Origin of the sequence: Rhizobium skierniewicense, assembly GCF_014196515.1 — a bacterium.
In the GTDB taxonomy this organism is placed as follows: Bacteria; Pseudomonadota; Alphaproteobacteria; order Rhizobiales; family Rhizobiaceae; genus Agrobacterium; species Agrobacterium skierniewicense.
In genome coordinates this window covers 101,156-118,169 of the sequence record NZ_JACIDV010000012.1, presented here as the reverse complement: position 1 = coordinate 118,169, position 17,014 = coordinate 101,156, and the positions used below count along the sequence as shown (strand labels likewise).

Annotated in this window: 12 protein-coding genes and 1 pseudogene; 6 read left to right on the top strand and 7 right to left on the bottom strand. The window is 55.6% G+C overall.

Annotation, left to right across the window (positions count from 1 at the left end):
- The first annotated feature begins 81 nt into the window (after positions 1-81).
- Positions 82-1,086 carry a zinc ABC transporter substrate-binding protein ZnuA gene (gene znuA / locus GGQ73_RS18280; RefSeq protein WP_183897343.1) on the top strand — a complete coding sequence of 335 codons (1,005 nt, stop codon included), beginning with the start codon at positions 82-84 and terminating at the stop codon, positions 1,084-1,086.
- Positions 1,087-1,171: 85 nt separating this feature from the next.
- On the top strand, positions 1,172-2,377 hold the full coding sequence (locus tag GGQ73_RS18275) for a GTP-binding protein (RefSeq protein WP_183897342.1): 1,206 nt from the start codon (positions 1,172-1,174) through the stop codon (positions 2,375-2,377).
- A 107-nt stretch (positions 2,378-2,484) separates the two neighbouring features.
- Here the strand turns inward: GGQ73_RS18275 and GGQ73_RS18270 are convergent, their stop codons facing one another.
- From GGQ73_RS18270 to GGQ73_RS18260, 3 genes are all read right to left on the bottom strand, one after another.
- Entirely contained in the window at positions 2,485-2,808 is a 324-nt protein-coding gene (locus tag GGQ73_RS18270; protein WP_174152898.1) for an RcnB family protein, read from the bottom strand.
- A gap of 174 nt (positions 2,809-2,982) precedes the next feature.
- Positions 2,983-4,017: an L-glyceraldehyde 3-phosphate reductase gene (gene mgrA / locus GGQ73_RS18265; protein ID WP_174152897.1), complete on the bottom strand. Its 1,035-nt coding sequence runs from the start codon at positions 4,015-4,017 to the stop codon at positions 2,983-2,985.
- An 86-nt stretch (positions 4,018-4,103) separates the two neighbouring features.
- Positions 4,104-6,575 (bottom strand): beta-mannosidase, encoded by a 2,472-nt coding sequence (locus GGQ73_RS18260; RefSeq protein ID WP_183897341.1) that lies wholly within the window; start codon positions 6,573-6,575, stop codon positions 4,104-4,106.
- 481 nt (positions 6,576-7,056) lie between these two features.
- Between GGQ73_RS18260 and GGQ73_RS18255 the strand changes: the two genes are divergently transcribed.
- Together GGQ73_RS18255 and GGQ73_RS18250 are read left to right on the top strand one after the other, a co-directional pair.
- Entirely contained in the window at positions 7,057-8,118 is a 1,062-nt protein-coding gene (locus GGQ73_RS18255) for a LacI family transcriptional regulator (RefSeq protein WP_183897340.1), read from the top strand.
- A 120-nt stretch (positions 8,119-8,238) separates the two neighbouring features.
- Positions 8,239-9,002 (top strand): annotated as a pseudogene (locus GGQ73_RS18250) (IS5 family transposase).
- 62 nt (positions 9,003-9,064) lie between these two features.
- On the opposite strand, the gene eno reads toward GGQ73_RS18250, so the two are convergent.
- From eno to GGQ73_RS18235, 3 genes are all read right to left on the bottom strand, one after another.
- Positions 9,065-10,339 carry a phosphopyruvate hydratase gene (eno, locus tag GGQ73_RS18245; protein WP_077100957.1) on the bottom strand — a complete coding sequence of 425 codons (1,275 nt, stop codon included), beginning with the start codon at positions 10,337-10,339 and terminating at the stop codon, positions 9,065-9,067.
- A 223-nt stretch (positions 10,340-10,562) separates the two neighbouring features.
- Positions 10,563-11,411 (bottom strand): 3-deoxy-8-phosphooctulonate synthase, encoded by an 849-nt coding sequence (gene kdsA, locus GGQ73_RS18240; protein WP_183897339.1) that lies wholly within the window; start codon positions 11,409-11,411, stop codon positions 10,563-10,565.
- Positions 11,411-12,283, bottom strand: coding sequence for a VOC family protein (locus tag GGQ73_RS18235; protein WP_183897338.1), 873 nt, complete (start codon positions 12,281-12,283; stop codon positions 11,411-11,413). The genes kdsA and GGQ73_RS18235 overlap by 1 nt, the downstream gene beginning before the upstream one ends.
- 204 nt (positions 12,284-12,487) lie before the next feature.
- On the opposite strand from GGQ73_RS18235, the gene lexA reads away from it, so the two are divergent.
- Positions 12,488-13,201, top strand: a complete 714-nt coding sequence (gene lexA / locus GGQ73_RS18230) for a transcriptional repressor LexA (RefSeq protein WP_183897337.1) — start codon at positions 12,488-12,490, stop codon at positions 13,199-13,201.
- A 395-nt stretch (positions 13,202-13,596) separates the two neighbouring features.
- On the top strand, positions 13,597-14,274 hold the full coding sequence (locus tag GGQ73_RS18225) for a glutathione S-transferase family protein (RefSeq protein ID WP_183897336.1): 678 nt from the start codon (positions 13,597-13,599) through the stop codon (positions 14,272-14,274).
- Between the two features lie 21 nt (positions 14,275-14,295).
- Here the strand turns inward: GGQ73_RS18225 and GGQ73_RS18220 are convergent, their stop codons facing one another.
- The gene (locus GGQ73_RS18220; RefSeq protein WP_252094059.1) at positions 14,296-16,782 is read right to left on the bottom strand and encodes a ComEC/Rec2 family competence protein; all 2,487 of its coding nucleotides are present in this window, start codon (positions 16,780-16,782) and stop codon (positions 14,296-14,298) included.
- Between the last annotated feature and the right edge of the window lie 232 nt (positions 16,783-17,014).

The window sequence follows — 17,014 nt, the reverse complement described above, 5'->3', positions numbered from 1 at the left end:
TGCCTACCGCTATCGCATACGTTATAGCGTTACGCAACATATGTAATAACATAACAATTCCATACAAGTGGAGCATACTGCATGAAAACAATCGTCACGCTTCTTCTCGCCTCTGCCGCCATGATCGCATCGACCAATGCCATGGCAGCACCCAATGTCGTGGTGTCGATCAAGCCTATCCATTCTCTGGTCGCAGCCATCATGCAAGGCGTGGCAGAACCGGAACTGATCGTTGATGGCGGTGCGTCTCCGCATACCTATAGCCTCAAGCCTTCGAACGCGCGGGCCATCGAAAATGCTGACGTGGTGTTTTGGGTCGGCGATGGGCTGGAAAAGTTTCTGGAAAAGCCGCTCCATTCATTGGCGGGCAAGGCGACAGTCGTCGAACTCGACGACGCCAAAGGCATGGAAAAACTGTCTTTCCGTGAGGGCGGTCCATTCGAAGCACATGCTCACGACGAACATGAAGGTCATGATCACACGGAAAAAGCGGGAGACGATCATAGCCACGAGGGCGAGCACAAACACGAACACGAACACGAACACGAACATGCACATGATCACGATGAGGGTGAATACGACATGCACCTGTGGCTAGACCCTGCCAATGCCAAGGCCATGGCCGTCGAGATCGAAAAAACACTGATGACCGCCGATCCTGCCAATGCCAAGGCTTATCAGGACAACGCGAAGAAGCTTGTGGACAATCTTGATGCTCTCGACAAGGAGATCACAGAAACCGTGGCTCCCATCAAAGACAAGCCCTTTATTGTCTTCCATGATGCCTACCAGTATTTTGAACACCGTTACGGTGTGAAAACGGTCGGCTCGATCACCGTCAGCCCTGAAAGCATTCCTGGCGCAGACCGCATCAAGCAAATTCACGCCAAGGTGCAAGAGTTGAACGCGACCTGCGTCTTTGCCGAACCCCAGTTCGAACCCAAATTGGTGAATGTCGTCATCGAGGGTACCAATGCCAAGTCGGGTACGCTTGATCCGGAAGCGGCAACGCTGGAGGCTGGCCCTGATCTCTACTTCAAGCTCATGCGTGGCATCGCCACATCGCTGAAAGCTTGCTTGTCCTGATCAAACTCATAGCAGGATGAAAGGTGGCGCGTGCCACCTTTCATTTTAATCCTCAATGTAATATTATAACAATTGGAGTTTCACCATGATGCGGAAACTGCCGGTCACCGTTCTCTCCGGGTTTCTCGGTGCGGGAAAAACCACTCTCCTCAATCACATCCTGGGCAATCGCGAGGGGCTCCGCGTTGCCGTGATCGTCAACGACATGAGCGAGGTGAATATCGATGCTTCCCTGATCAGGGATGGAGGGGCCAATCTCTCGCGGACGCAGGAGCAGTTGGTGGAAATGACCAATGGCTGCATCTGTTGCACGTTGCGCGATGACCTACTGGACGAGGTTCGGCAACTGGCTGAACAGGATCGCTTCGACTATCTGCTGATCGAATCCACAGGGATCGCGGAGCCCCTGCCCGTTGCAGCAACATTCGATTTTCGCGATGAGCGCGGTCACAGCCTTGCCGATGTCGCGCAACTGGATACGATGGTGACGGTCGTCGATTGCGCCAATCTGCTGAAGGATTATGGCTCGTCGGATTTCCTGGCAGATCGCGGTGAAACGGCTGGCGACGGTGATGATCGAACGCTGGTGGATCTGCTGGTCGAACAGATCGAATTTGCCAATGTGGTTATTCTGAACAAGGTTTCGTCTGCCACAGAGGCTCAGAGAGACGCTGCCCGCAAGATTATCGTTGGCCTCAATCCCGATGCAAAACTGATCGAGGCAGACTTCGGACAGGTCGAGCTAAAAAATGTTCTCGGAACTGGCCTGTTCAATCTTGCCGAGGCGGAGACACATCCACTCTGGTTCAAGGAGTTGCACGGTTTCAAGGGGCACATTCCAGAGACAGAAGAATATGGCATCCGCTCATTCGTCTACCGCGCCAGACGTCCGTTCGATCCCGCTCGTTTCCACGCTTTTATCAATAAGGACTGGCCTGGCGTCATTCGTGCAAAGGGCTTTTTCTGGCTCGCCACACGTCCTGACCATGTCGGAGAAATCAGTCAGGCTGGCGCGATGGTGAAAACCGGAAAGATGGGCCTTTGGTGGTCATCGGTTCCGAAAACACACTGGCCAGAAGAACCGGGCTTCCAGCGCATGCTCGCACCCTACATGGATGGTGTCTGGGGAGACAGACGGCAGGAAATCGTTTTCATCGGTGCAGACCCGATGAGCGAGGCGGCGCTTCGTGAGGAGCTGGATGCCTGCCTGATCGATGCCGAGCTGTTTACACCCACCGCCTGGCGGAACCTGGCCGACCCGTTTCCGGACTGGAGCAGGCAGGCGGCATGAAACGACAATCCAGTTTTCGTTGCGATGCCGTCACCGACGCGCTTGTCTATGAAAATGACTGCGGCCATGGAGACACTCCATGGCCGCAGGAAAAATCGACATCCGACTTAACGGCTGCTGGAGAGGCCGATGATAAGACCATTCACGGCGTTGATCAGCAGGTATTGGTTGTCGACACGCACCCAGCGCTCACCCCGACGCGGCTCTCTCAGATTGTAGCGGCGATAATCGCGGCGATCGACCATGTGGCGACGTTCCGACGCAGATAGACGTTGGCCACGATCCCAACGGTGCTTCTTGATGATCACCTTCTTGGTGGTCACCGAGCGCTCCATTCTGTGGCCGGGGCGGTCATCATGACGGCTTTGAGCCTGCGCCAAGGGCGCGGCAAGAACGGTGGCCGCCAGAAGAACAGACAGAAACTTTTTCATCGGTATTTCCTTTCGAGAAGTGATGACCAGACACTATCGTCACACCAATGAACGGAAACTGAACCGATAATTACAATTTCGTAATGGTTCTTGAGGCTTAGAATGAGCACTTAAAGTTTAAGTCAAACCGTGTACGAAGAAAAGCCGTCCCGAAAAATCCGGGACGGCCTTCATTTACGACTTCAACTCGGCGGACTTTGCCCAAAGATTGATGTCCGCATCTTTGGCAAAGCGATCGATTTCTGAAAGCTCTTCGGCGGTGAAATCCGGTTTGTCGAGGGCTTTGACGCAGTCTTCGACCTGCTCGGGGCGGCTGGCGCCGATCAGTGCTGTCGTGATGTGCCCGCCGCGCAGGACCCAGGCGATGGCCATCTGCGCCAGTGTCTGGCCACGACGTTCGGCAATCGCGTTAAGCCCACGAATGTTTTCGATATTGCGCTCGTTGAGGAAGGCCGGGTTGAGAGACTTGCCCTGGCTGGCACGGCTGGCATCCGGCACACCACCGAGATATTTGGTGGTCAACATGCCTTGCGCCAGTGGCGAGAACACGATCGATCCGATGCCGAGTTCCTCAAGCGTATCGACGAGGCCATCCTCTTCGATCCAGCGATTGATCATCGAGTAGCTGGGCTGGTGGATGATGCAGGGCGTTCCCAACTCTTTCAGAATGGCTGCTGCTTCGCGGGTGCGTTGTGAATTGTAGGAGGAAATCCCGACATAAAGCGCCCTGCCCGACCGCACGATGTGGTCCAGCGCGCCACAGGTTTCCTCCAACGGCGTATCCGGATCGAAGCGGTGCGAATAGAAGATATCGACATAGTCCAGCCCCATGCGCTTCAGGCTCTGGTCGCAGGAGGAGATGAGATATTTGCGGCTACCCCACTCTCCATACGGGCCCGGCCACATGTTGTAACCCGCCTTGGACGAGATCACCAACTCGTCACGATACCCCGCGAAATCATTGCGCAGAATTTCACCGAATGCCGTTTCGGCACTGCCGGGAGGTGGACCGTAATTGTTGGCGAGATCGAAGTGGGTGATACCGAGATCGAACGCCTTGCGGCAAATGTCCTGCTTGGTCTTGTGCGAAAAATCGTTACCGAAATTGTGCCACAGACCGAGCGAGATCGCCGGAAGCTTCAGCCCCGATGTACCGCAATGATTATATTTCATGGACGCGTAACGGTTTTCAGCCGGTTGCCAGGCCATGGATGCTCCTCCTTGAAAATGCTATTGCCTGCTGAAGAATAGGCAGGCGTGATGGGTAGGTGATGTTAAAGACTCCTGATGTCGTTTCAACCTTGTGATTGCGATGAATACAGATCGAAAATCTTGAAAGACGGGTGCGGTGTCTGTTCGCCGCTCTTGGGGGCAAAGACGATACGGCGTGTCTCGCCCGCAGCCAGATCGAACAGATTGTCGGAGTAGCGTCCGGCAATATCGGCTTCGATCATCACGAAGAGAGCAAGCCCCGATGGCGAGACTTCCACTTCGAACGTCCCGTCATCCAGTGGTTTGACGTGGTGTTTGAGACCCGAAGGTTGCAGTTCCAGCGCCTTGTAGGTTTGTGCAACGTGGTGCCCCTCGCCGGTCATCCCGTTGGATGCGATGAAATTCCAAGAAAGCAAGGCACCGTCCGCAAGCTGCGCTATGTCTATTTCCGTCATGGTCGCGGCAGCATCCGGCCCGCAGGTACCGCGCGCGGATTTCAACGGCGTGCGGGATCCATCGGTTGAGAGCGCGAAGATATTCATGTCGATCTCCACCTCTTCCGCCGTGTCGTTGACCGTCGAGAAACGCACTGTCTTGCCATCTTCCGATGGAATGGCGGACACGCTGACCGGTTGGAAAAAGCGACGGGCGGCATAGTGCAGCGCTTTCCAGCTTCCGCCGTAGTCAAGGCTCGACCACGAGGCCACCGGCCATGTGTCGTTCAGCTGCCAGTACAGCGTGCCCATGCAATGCGGTTTCAGGGAGCGCCAATAGTCCACCGCCGTCTTGATGGCGAGCGCCTGCTGCACCTGACTGATATAGACGAAATTTTCGAAATCTTTGGGAAAGCGGAAATAGCGGAACATGGTCCCCGCAATCCGCTCGTTGCCGCCCGCATTCTTCTGGTGAAGCTCGATCACTGGCGAAGAGATGTTCATGTCCTTCCCATCCGCATAGGTCTTGATCACCGGCATGGATGTGTAGGACTGGAAACCGAACTCCGAGCAGAAGCGCGGCATGACGGCACGGTAGTTGTCGAAGGATTTGTTTTCGTGCCAGACGGACCAGTAGTGCATATCGCCCGAGCCGTCTGCGTGCCATGCGTCGCCATAATCAAGATAACCGGACGCCGGGCTGGACGGCCACCACAGCGCAGATGGAGCGGCTTTTTTCAGCGCCTTCTCGATCGTCCGGTTCAGCCGGTCATAGGCGACCAGATACCGGTCGCGATTGTCTCGCGATTCGTCGAACCACGTTAGTGCGCCGACCAGTTCGTTATCGCCGCACCACAGCGCGATGGACGGATGCGAGGACAGTCGCTTTACCTGGTAGCTGACTTCATGCTCGACATTATCCAGGAAGTCATCGGTGCAGGGATAAAGGTTGCAGGCAAACATGAAGTCCTGCCACACCATCAAACCCAGCCTGTCGCAAAGATCGTAGAACCAGTCCTGCTCGTAGAAGCCGCCGCCCCAGACGCGGATCATATTCATGTTCGCTTGAACCGCCGACAACAGCAAGTCTTCGGTCTTTTCGCGGCTGCTCAAGGAATGAAGCGCATCAGCCGGGATCCAGTTGGCACCACGGCAGAAAATCTCCCGTCCGTTGACGCGAAACGCAAAGCGGCTACCCGCCTCGTCCTTATCCGTCAGAAGCTCGATGGTTCGAAAACCGATCTGCCGCGTCACGGATTCATCTGGAAGCTCCACTGTCAGCGTGTAGAGCGCCTGCTCGCCACTGCCCGCCGGCCACCACAATTTCGGCGTCTCGACAAAGAAGACATGCCTCAGCACCGTATCGCCTGCATTGACGCCGCAGTCCAACCGCAGCCTCTCCTCGCCAAGCGAAAGGTGGATCGGCACGCTCACCGCCTGCGCAGCATGAAGCATCACTCCGACATGAAGCTCCACCCCATCCTCGACATGGCGCTGTGATGTGTGGACGCTCTCGATCCGCGCCGCATCCAGCCGCCGCAACGCAATGTCACCATACAGGCCCAATGGCGCCAGCGCGATGTTCCAATCCCAGCCAAAATGGCATTGCGGCTTTCTCAGCATGTTGCCGTTCGGGATCGGCGAGTTGCCAGGGTGATACGGGACGTAGAATGGCTGCGCCTCCTGCCGCTCCGCACCGGCCTTGATGCTGGAATGAAAATGGATGCGAATTCTGTTTTCGCCCGGCACCAGCGCGCTGGACACATCCGGCCGGTAGCGGCGGAAGCAGTTGTCGGCTGACAGCACGGGAACGTCGTTCACGAAGACCACTGCGACCGTATCGAGATAGTCGATGTCCAGATACCAGTTTGCTTCCGGATCATCGACATGAAAGCTGCGCTCGATCATCCAGTCAAGATCAGCCACCCACTGCACGTCGATTTCGTTACGCCCGAAATATGGGTCCGGAATTATCGTTGCCTGACGCAAGGCACTGTGCACGTCCCCGGGAACTGTGATGGGGGCATCATGCTCACCCTCGGCACATGAAAGTTTCCACTGCCCGGAAAGGTCGACCGAGACGTCGTTTGCGTAAGATGATGTCATGTCCTGCCCTGCCATATTGTCATGCCGTCTTGAAAGACTTGATTGAGGATCGCGGAAACGCTGCAAAGGCCCTGACGGCTTTCCAGCGCACGATTGGGCGACCTCCAGATTTCAACGAAACGAAACCTCTTTCTCCGCCGGCAACGTTACCGGAAAATTTTCCGGCGGTCACGAGGGATTGCAAATTCTAAATCTGGAGATGCATCGACTACGCAGACAGGAGAGAGAAATGTATATTAATATAAAATTTAAATACTTAAATCATATATTTAAGTGACTTTTTTAATGTTAAAAATACGCTTCATTCGAGCCCTCGCAGTTTGCTTTTTTAGAAAAGTTGCACCATTTCCAGAACGCTTATTTCGCCATCGAACAGCCAAACTGACTGTATCGTTACAGACGTGTTTTCGTCATTTCCTCTGCAATGCGGCTATCTGCTTTGCAACAATCGAAAAGCGCTCTACCATATCACGTAGAACTGATAGTGAGTGGCCACATGGATGACAGCATAGAACCCGAGACGAACGTCCAGGCACTGGCGGGTTATGAGCGCCCCACTCTCAAGACCATAGCCTATATGACCGGCCTCGGCATCACGACGGTGTCTCGTGCGCTGAAAGATGCACCTGATATCGGGGCGGAAACCAAGGAGCGTGTTCGTCAGGTGGCGCGGCAGATCGGCTACCAGCCGAACCGTGCAGGCGTTCGTTTGCGCACAGGCAAGACAAATGTCATCGCACTGGTTCTGAGTGTGGACGAAGAGTTGATGGGCTTCACCACCCAACTGGTGTTCGGCATCACCGAGGTGCTGGCAAACACGCAGTATCACTTGGTGGTCACACCGCATACGCATGCGAAGGACCCTATGGTCCCAATCCAGTATATTCTGGACACGGGCTCTGCCGATGGCGTCATCATCTCGAAGATGCAGCCGGACGATGCACGCGTCCGCTTCATGACGGAACGCAACATGCCCTTCGCAGCCCATGGCCGCACCAATATGGGGATCGATCATCCCTATCATGATTTCGATAACGAGGCTTATGTCTACGAGGCAATGAAGCGGCTGTCGCAATGTGGACGAAAGCACATTGCCGTTTTGCTGCCTCCAAAGCAGTTTTCCTATTATGATTTCGCGCGGCGTGGCTTTGAGCGGGGCCTGCACGATTTCGGCCTCTTGGAATTTCCGCTGAACGACATCATCAGCAACGACACGCCGCTCGATCAGGTCAAAGCGTTAAGCGAGGCGCTGATGAGCACACCGGATTGTCCCGACGGTTTGGTATCGATCAGCGGCACGTCCACCATCGCCTTCATCGCTGGCGTCGAAGAGGCGGGCAAAAAGGTTGGAAGAGATATCGACGTCGTGTCCAAACAATCTGCCGATTTTCTGAACTGGCTTCGTCCCGAAATCCACACGGTCAACGAGGATATCAAGCTGGCGGGTCGGGAACTGGCCAGGGCTTTGCTGGCCCGGATCGATGGCAAACCGGTCCAAGGGCTCCAAAGCCTCAGTCAGCCCGTCTGGTCCAGCCGAGCGCCCAAATTCGGCGCATGAAAAAGGCCCGGAGCGATCCGGGCCTTTCGATTGATACGTTAGGCTGTAGTGACAATTTAAGGGAATGGGATTCCGTTTTGTCGTTGAATCAGATTCAACACTGACTTTTGGAGGTCGGTGATGGATGGCAAGGTTTTGCGCGACGATCAGTGGGATCGGCTGAAATCGTTCGTTCCCGGTGGTCGCCAAGGCAAGCGCGGCCCGCGTAGTGACGGTTGCCGTTTTTTTCGATGCGGTGTTGTGGCTGGCACGCTCGGGTGCACGCTGGCGCGATCTGCCGGAAGATCGTTTCGGGCCTTATCAGACGGTGAAGCGACGGTATTATCGGTGGATCGAGCAAGGTGTATTCGATCAGATTTTCGAAGCGATAGCCGCCGATCCTGATCGGAGTGGCTTTCGATCGATGCGACCGTGATTCGGGCGCAGGCCCAAGCTGCTGGTGGCCGACGAAAAAGGGGGGCTCGCAAGCCCAGGCTCTCGGTCGCTCCCGCGGTGGATTTGGCAGTAAAATCCATGCGGTAGTTGACGCGTTGGGCCTACCGGTTCGCTTCCATCTTGGACCGGGACAGCAGAATGACATGGCTCCAGCTTGCGATCTTGTCCGGGGTATACCCGCCAAACAGGTGCTGGCAGACCGCGCCTATGATGCCGATAGCCTGCATGACATCATTCTCGAACAGGGCGGCGAGCCGGTCATCCCGCCGCGCCGCCATCGCAAGTATCAGCACGCCTACGACCGCATCGCATACAAGGCCCGATGGGGTATCGAAAGCTTCTTCGCAAAGCTCAAGCAGTGGCGGCGTATCGCAACACGCTATGACAAAATCGCCGCAAACTTCATGGGCTTCATCAAAATCGCAAGCATAATGCTCTGGCTCAAATGATTAAATTGTCACTACAGCCTAGAGCGTTTCCTTGTTAAATGGAAACGCTCTAGGTGGGAGGCTTAGCCGCGCAGGATTGAGCGGCCTGCGTAAGCTGCCTGCGGACCGAGCATTTCTTCGATACGGATCAACTGATTGTACTTTGCCAGACGGTCGGAGCGCGAAAGCGAGCCGGTCTTGATCTGTCCGCAGTTGGTCGCAACGGCGAGATCGGCAATCGTTGAATCTTCCGTCTCACCGGAGCGGTGAGACATGACGGCGGTGTATCCAGCCTTGTGCGCCGTCTCGACAGCGTCGAGCGTTTCCGTCAGAGAACCGATCTGGTTGACCTTGACGAGGATGGAGTTGGCCACGCCCATCTTGATACCGTCACGCAGGCGCGCGGAGTTCGTGACGAAAAGATCGTCGCCGACGAGCTGAACCTTGGAGCCGATCTTGTCGGTCAGGTATTTCCAGCCGTCCCAGTCGTCTTCGGCCATGCCGTCTTCGATGGAGATGATCGGATATTTGCCTGCGAGTTCGGCAAGGTAATCCGCCATTGCTTCCGGCTCGAGCGTACGGCCCTCGCCTTCCATCTCGTATTTGCCGTTCTTGAAGAACTCGGTGGACGCGCAATCGAGAGCCAGTGCGACATCGTCGCCCGGCTTGTAGCCAGCCTTTTCGACCGACTTCATGATGAAGTCGAGTGCTTCAGGCGCGCTCTTCAGGCCCGGCGCGAAACCGCCTTCATCGCCAACATTGGTGTTGAAACCCTGTGCCGACAGCTCTTTTTTCAGAACATGGAAGATTTCCGCACCGATGCGCACGGCGTCACGGATATTTTCCGCACCAACCGGCATGATCATGAATTCCTGGAAATCGATCGGATTGTCGGCATGCGCGCCACCGTTGATGATGTTCATCATCGGAACCGGCAAAAGATGCGCGTTGGGGCCGCCAACATAACGATAAAGCGGCAGCCCGGTGGTTTCTGCCGCAGCCTTGGCTACAGCCAGAGAAACGCCGAGAATGGCGTTAGCGCCCAGGCGTGACTTGTTGGGCGTGCCGTCCAGCTCGATCAGTGTCTGGTCGACATGGATCTGGCTTTCAGCATCGAAACCACCCAACGCATCGAAGATTTCCGTGTTGACTGCTTCGACTGCCTTTTCAACACCCTTACCGAGATAACGCTTGCCACCGTCGCGCAATTCGACGGCTTCATGCGCACCCGTCGACGCACCCGATGGAACCGCAGCACGGCCAAAGGAACCGTCTTCGAGATAGACATCGACCTCAACGGTCGGGTTGCCACGGCTGTCGAGAATTTCGCGTGCGATGATGTCGGTAATGGCTGTCATGATCTCTCCCTTTGGGACTGGAACAGGATTTTCAGTTGCCTGTCTTAGAGCGCATACTGAAAACTGTGAAGCGCTTTTACGATGAGTGGCGCGATAAACAGAGCGTCGTGATGACGACTCGATTGAATTTCCTTAGCCGATTTAGACGACCATCAAGAAATTACAATGACGGCGCCCGTTCAGGCGCCGACTGTCCATAAAAGTCGATTGAGGCCAAAAACCGTCAAGCCGATTTGGCGATGTCGTCGAAGGCCAGCAACTTCTCCAGAAGCTTGGGCATGTCTTTCAGATGAACCATATTCGGGCCATCCGACGGCGCATTGTCCGGATCTTCGTGCGTTTCGACGAAGAGACCGGCAATACCGACTGCAACGGCTGCGCGCGAAAGTGTTTCCACGAATTCCCGCTGGCCTCCCGTTGAGCCGCCCTGCCCGCCTGGCTGTTGAACCGAGTGGGTCGCATCGAAGACGACAGGCGCGCCGAGTGAGGCCATGATGGGCAAAGAGCGCATGTCGGACACCAGCGTGTTGTAGCCGAACGAGGCGCCGCGTTCGCACAAAAGGACGTTCGGATTGCCGCTATCGTTCAACTTGGCCAGAACGTTCTTCATATCCCAGGGCGCTAGAAACTGGCCCTTCTTGACGTTGATCACACGGCCCGTCTTGGCGGCAGCAACAAGAAGGTCTGTTTGTCGGCTCAGGAAAGCAGGGATTTGCAGAATGTCGATGACAGGCGCGACAATGGCGCACTGCTCCTCCGTGTGAATGTCTGACAGAACCGGAAATCCGAACTGCTCTTTCAGCTCCGCAAAGACCTCCAGCGCCTTATCGATGCCAATGCCACGCTGTCCCGACAGAGATGTGCGGTTGGCCTTGTCGTAGGAAGACTTGTAGACCAGCCCGATCCCAAGCCTGCCGCAAAGTTCGGCGAGGTTTTCCGCAATCATGAAGGCATGATCACGGCTTTCCATCTGGCACGGCCCGGCGATGAGCGAGAAACGCTTCGTGTTGGAAAAGGTTACCTGCCCGGCTCCTTCGCCGACGACAACATCAAGATTGTTGCGAACGCTCATCATAACTCCTCGAAAGCAAATATTGCGCCTTGGCCGGAGGCTGGCTGAACCAGCACCCGAGCGCCCTTACGCGTGTATGCAACGCCATTAGCAGCAAGCACGGCTGCTGTCACGGCGAGATCGGACACGGAAAAGACAATTGCTTCACCGTTCAACCCCGGACCGATACGTTGCTGGGATACGTCAAGGAGATGCCGGGCTGCTGCCTGTGTAACGAGCCGAAGGCCAACGTTCGATGCCTGGAAATAAAGTTCTTCCTCATCTCCGCCAACGGCCTTCGCTTCGAAAACCAACTCTATCAGGCGCTCAAAGTTGCTGGGTCTGTCTGCACTCAGCACGACCTCACGAATACCGATGACGCCGTTTTTGTGGCCCTCAAGATCGGAGCGATCAGCCGGAAGTGCTGCGATGCGCTGGCACGAAAAAAAGAAGACATCACTCACGTTGTCGCCTGCGAAGGCCAGTCGAAAGCTCGCCTGCGAGGTGTTGCCATCCGGCAATGTCACGGGACGACTGAATGAGAATGGATCCCCGCCGGATAAACCTGCCGCAACAAACTGCTCATGATCCGAATCGGCATTGTCGCTCTTGGCAACAAGGGCAGATATTCCGTTCGGGCCACGCTTATCGCGAAAGCGTTTATCCCTTGAGACGAAGGCGATCCCGCTCACGGCATTCATCGAATACGTATCGGCATCGCTGATTGCCAATGGCTCCAGATAGGTTCCATCCTTCAAAAAGACGCAGGCGTTCTCTGTGCCGAACGGATGTTTGGCACGCGCAGAGACGGTAAAACCGAGCGCTGAAAGGCGTTCACGTGCCTCCTTCAGGCTCGAAACCGGCAGGACAAGGTGATCGATGTCGCGAGCCATTTGAAAATCCACATCCGTTTATCGGCGACAAACAACGCCGTGTTCCTATAACATTTCCTACAGGACGATGATGTCACGCGCAAAGACACACAATAATAGGAACTTTACAAAATTTTAGGGGATTGCAGAACACATATGGAACATATAGTGTCTGTTCTGTATTTGTTTCGCGAATCTTCGCCTCGAAATCCAAGGGTATTGTCCATGCTCACGCGCAAACAGCAGGAATTGCTTCTCTTCATTCATGAACGGATGAAGGAATCGGGCGTGCCCCCCTCCTTCGATGAAATGAAGGACGCACTCGACCTCGCCTCGAAATCCGGCATTCACAGGCTGATAACAGCCTTGGAAGAACGCGGATTCATTCGCCGACTACCCAATCGTGCCCGGGCGCTCGAAGTCATCAAGCTTCCTGAGTCCTACACTCCCCCAGCAAAGCCGCCACGCGGGTTTTCACCAAGCGTGATTGAAGGCAGCCTCGGCAAATCGAAGACAGTCGAGCCGCCAGCACCGGCAAACGACGCCCTGTCCAACGCCGTCAGTGTTCCTGTCATGGGACGCATCGCAGCAGGCGTTCCCATCTCCGCCATTCAAAACAATACGCATGACGTTGTCGTGCCCATGGATATGCTGGGTTCAGGCGAGCATTATGCGCTTGAGGTCAAAGGCGATTCGATGATCGAGGCGGGAATTTTTGACGGCGATACTGTCATTATTCGCGACGGAAGCACAGCAAGCCCCGGCGATATCGTTGTTGCGCTCGTGGATGATGAGGAGGCGACATTGAAGCGTTTCCGCCGCAAGGGCGCATCCATTGCATTGGAAGCTGCAAACCCGGCGTACGAGACACGAATTTTTGGACCGGATCGTGTAAAAATCCAAGGCAAGCTGGTCGGTCTCATTCGTCGGTACCATTGAGCACATCGCATGGTTTGGGTCGCGAAATTCTCTGGCGTTTTCTCGCCACAGCGCGGCTTCCGCTGCGCTGATTTCGTCTCAAATTGCTGCTGATTGCTGGAGCCTTGATTTTGATGGTCGCGGGAGTGCGATTTGCGCCGCGTTATCCCGTCACGTTACCGCCGGTATGTTGGCGATGACCTTGATGTCATGAGCCGCATGACGATTGCGCTTCCAGATGTTTTTCAGTGATGTGTTCATGATGGCCTTTGACCCGGAAGTCGTGTCGAAGCACCCCTTTTTTCAGTCTCGCATGGATTACCAAGCATCAAATAAATTGAAGTCTTCCATCTCGTAGGCCCTCTGTATCCATCACATGACCTGCGGTAACACGGTTCTTCAACAGGGGGCTTCGGATGTATCAGCTTTACATAACCAATAAGAACTACTCTTCCTGGTCCTTGCGGCCCTGGGTCCTGATGGAAGAACTTGCTATACCGTTTGAGGAAAAGCTGGTGCCGTTTGGGGAGACTGTTCACGACTTCCAGTCGTTCTCGCCAACAGGCAAGGTCCCATGCCTCGTTGATGGTGATCTTACGATTTGGGAATCCGTTTCGATCATTGAATATTTGGGCGAACGACACCCAGGTGTTTGGGCCGATGACGCGAAAGCACGCGCTTGGTCCAGGTCAGCGGTTGCGGAAATGCATGCGGGCTTCTCGACGCTGCGCAACCAGCACCCCATGTGCGTCGGTCTACGGATCAAACCAAGCCAGATCACCGGGAGCCTCCAGCATGACATCTCCCGCATCGATGCTCTATGGCAGCAGGGCCTTTCTGAGTTCGGAGGTCCATTTCTTGCTGGACAGACCCTCACGGCGGTTGATGCTTTTTTCTGCCCTGTTGCGTTTCGGTTTCAGACTTATGGAACGGGTTTGTCGGAGAAAAGTGAGACCTACAAGCAATTGCTGCTGTCTCTTCCGTCCATGAAGAAATGGGAAACAGCGGCACTGCAGGAGGTTTGGCGCGATGCCGAGCATGAGGCTGAAGCGAGAGCATCTGGAGAGTGGCTGGAAGACTTGCGCACCAGATAGGTAAATGATCGGAGCGGGCGCCTATTGGCTGACAGACAGCATCTGCTGGATATGATCAGGCAATGCGTCATCGTAGCTTTTGCTACGCCAATCGTAGCTGCGATGCATCGTCCACAACCGGTTCTGTCCCTGCATCGCGGCTTTGGCACGCGCAACAGGCCGCCCCTGCCCTCCAAGCCAAAGTTCGAGGGATCCCGTGCGTCGCAATGTGTCTGCGCTGATGAGAAGAGCACCGGAGCGACACGCGGCGAACGGAGATCGGCGTGTCGTCACCACGATATCGGCACTATCGCATGCCGTGCCTGTGAAGGCGGTGTTAAAGACAACGGCGATCGTGACGTCCTTGTCCGATTTCGCAATGCACCACATGTCTTTACGGCAGGTGAAAAAGCCGACGGTTGACGCGGCGGTCTTCATGTCTCGCGTGGCGTTTCTGCGTTCAGCATCCGTCAGAGCCGCAAAACGCCGAGATGATGGAGCCGTGGTCTCTCCCGGGTCGTCGTCATCCGGTGGCGGCGCGTCTATAATCTTTGCTCCCACATGCTGAGCTGGCAGCGGCAGTGCTCTTTCCCATTGTTCGTAAACGAAACCGGAACCTCGCTGTTTCGTGGTTGCAACGGCATCTTTCGACAGCAGAGCGACGAGAGAGCCATCTTCGTAAATCAACACATCCGGCTTGATGCGCCATTGCTCTGTCACAAGCATCATCAGCCCAGCGACTATGAAGGGAATCCCGATCAGGGCAAGCCGTGTCCGCAGCAGTGCGATCAGCATGAAGCCGGTCGTTGATACCGCGAGAAACCATCCGTTCTGGCGTCCAATTGTGGTGTCGCCACCCCAGCTCGACACTTCCTTGGCTATCTCGATGACCATCGCCATGCCGTAACCCATGACCTTGATAAAGGGGCCATCCAGTCCGAACGGCATCAGCAGCATGCCCACAAGCCCAAACGGCATGACGATGAGCGACATGATCGGCATGGCGGCAAGGTTGGCGGCCAGACCATAGGCGGTGATCCGGTGAAAATGTTCGATGGAATAGATGGCGGTCGAGATGCCACCGATCAGTGACGTGATGACGACACCACCGATGATGGTTGCCGCTTTGGAGCACAGCGACACCCACCACGGCGGACGCGCCGTCGTCAATCGCTCTCGGTCGCCGCGCCATCTGCTCCATGCGGCATAACCGGAAACCAGCGCAATTGTTGCGGCGAAGGACATCTGAAAGCTTGGGCCCATGACTTCATGCGGCGATATCAGGATGATGACGATTGCCGACAGCGCCACGTTGCGCAAGCTGATCGACGGCCTGTCGACCAACACGGCAAACAGCATGATCGACATCATCAACCAAGCGCGCTCGGCTGAGACCGCAAAACCGGAAATGAGGTAGTATGCCAGCGTCATCAGGAGTGCGGCAAAGGCGGATATTTTCTTGACCGGCCAACGCTGCGAAAACCTCGGAAACAGGCTGAATGCTGTGCGCAGTCCCACAAAGAAGATGCCGGCCGCAAGCGCCATATTGAGCCCCGAGATCGCAACGATGTGCGCCAGCCCCGAAACGCGAAGCGCCTCCATGGTATCGTTGGAAATCGCACGTCTCTCATCGGTGACAATCGATGCCGCAAAGGCACCGGCATCCCCACCGATCAAGTCACGAATACGCTGGGCGATGTTGCTTCGAAGTGTGTAGAGCCACGTATCGGCGGTTTGGGTCCACGTCTTTGTTTCTGGCTGTTCCTGACTTGACGGCATAGCCTTTGGTGCGCCGTAGAAAAATCCGGTTGCACCGATGCCGTTGAAGAAAGACGAGAAGGCGAAATCGTTGAGCCCGGGTAGTGCCGGACCGGAAGGCGGTGAAAGGCGGGCCTTGCCGCTGATTGTCTGGCCGATGCCAATCGCCTCATGGCGACTGCGCGACACGACTGAGACGTGTTTCGGCGGGCGTGTAAGGGTCGGGTCCGAGGTGGATTTCAGTTCGATCAGATATCGCCAATACCCCCTGGCATCCAGTTCTCGGCGCTCAACCGTACCGCTGACGGTCGTCGTGACGGGCGTATCGAGAATGACAGTCCCTGCCCGCCTTGCCTCCCAGTCAGAGAGGAGCATCCCCGCCAGAACGAGTGTCAGTGCCTTGAAAACAGCAGGCGTCACGCCCGGATGATGATATGTGGCAACGGCCAGGGCGGCCAAGCAAATGGCGACGCCTGAAAGTATCAATACTGATGGTGTTACAGGAAGGAAAAACCAGAGGGCCGCGCCTGCCGCGATGAACACCGGAACGAAAAGAAAGCCTTGCCGATAGGCATCTTCCTGCGCAACACACCGACGAAACCATTCGTAGACCCGGAAGGTCAGAGGTTTCACGCGGTCTGGCGTCTGACCGGATGAGGCTATAGCGCCTCTTGAAGTATGCAAAGGAGACAACAGATCATCGAGGTCCGTCTGTGAGACGAAACCCGTTGCTGCAGCACGGATATGCCGTTTGTCTTCCTGAACGTTCACACGACTGGCGCCCCCTGCCGCAGGGGCTTAGTTTGCAACCGGAAAAGGCAGATTGCAACGGCTTGCGTGATTAAGGAAGCATTGACCTAGAATGAAACAGGATGCCGTAGAAATGCTCCATTTCAGGACTTTGGAATGCCGCGATGCACAATTCGGCCTTTGAATAGCTTGGCTTTATCGCGCAGATCATATAGCTAAATCGCTGACGCTTAAACTGGCTGATGCGTCCCCG

Bases quoted from the DNA above. Each gene is read 5' to 3' on its own strand.
- GGQ73_RS18225 (WP_183897336.1), top strand. From the start codon at position 13,597: ATGTATCAGCTTTACATAACCAATAAGAACTACTCTTCCTGGTCCTTG.
- GGQ73_RS18260 (WP_183897341.1), bottom strand. From the start codon at position 6,575: ATGGCAGGGCAGGACATGACATCATCTTACGCAAACGACGTCTCGGTC.
- znuA (WP_183897343.1), top strand. From the start codon at position 82: ATGAAAACAATCGTCACGCTTCTTCTCGCCTCTGCCGCCATGATCGCA.
- GGQ73_RS18235 (WP_183897338.1), bottom strand. From the start codon at position 12,283: ATGGCTCGCGACATCGATCACCTTGTCCTGCCGGTTTCGAGCCTGAAG.
- GGQ73_RS18270 (WP_174152898.1), bottom strand. From the start codon at position 2,808: ATGAAAAAGTTTCTGTCTGTTCTTCTGGCGGCCACCGTTCTTGCCGCG.
- mgrA (WP_174152897.1), bottom strand. From the start codon at position 4,017: ATGGCCTGGCAACCGGCTGAAAACCGTTACGCGTCCATGAAATATAAT.
- GGQ73_RS18275 (WP_183897342.1), top strand. From the start codon at position 1,172: ATGATGCGGAAACTGCCGGTCACCGTTCTCTCCGGGTTTCTCGGTGCG.
- kdsA (WP_183897339.1), bottom strand. From the start codon at position 11,411: ATGAGCGTTCGCAACAATCTTGATGTTGTCGTCGGCGAAGGAGCCGGG.
- lexA (WP_183897337.1), top strand. From the start codon at position 12,488: ATGCTCACGCGCAAACAGCAGGAATTGCTTCTCTTCATTCATGAACGG.
- GGQ73_RS18255 (WP_183897340.1), top strand. From the start codon at position 7,057: ATGGATGACAGCATAGAACCCGAGACGAACGTCCAGGCACTGGCGGGT.
- eno (WP_077100957.1), bottom strand. From the start codon at position 10,339: ATGACAGCCATTACCGACATCATCGCACGCGAAATTCTCGACAGCCGT.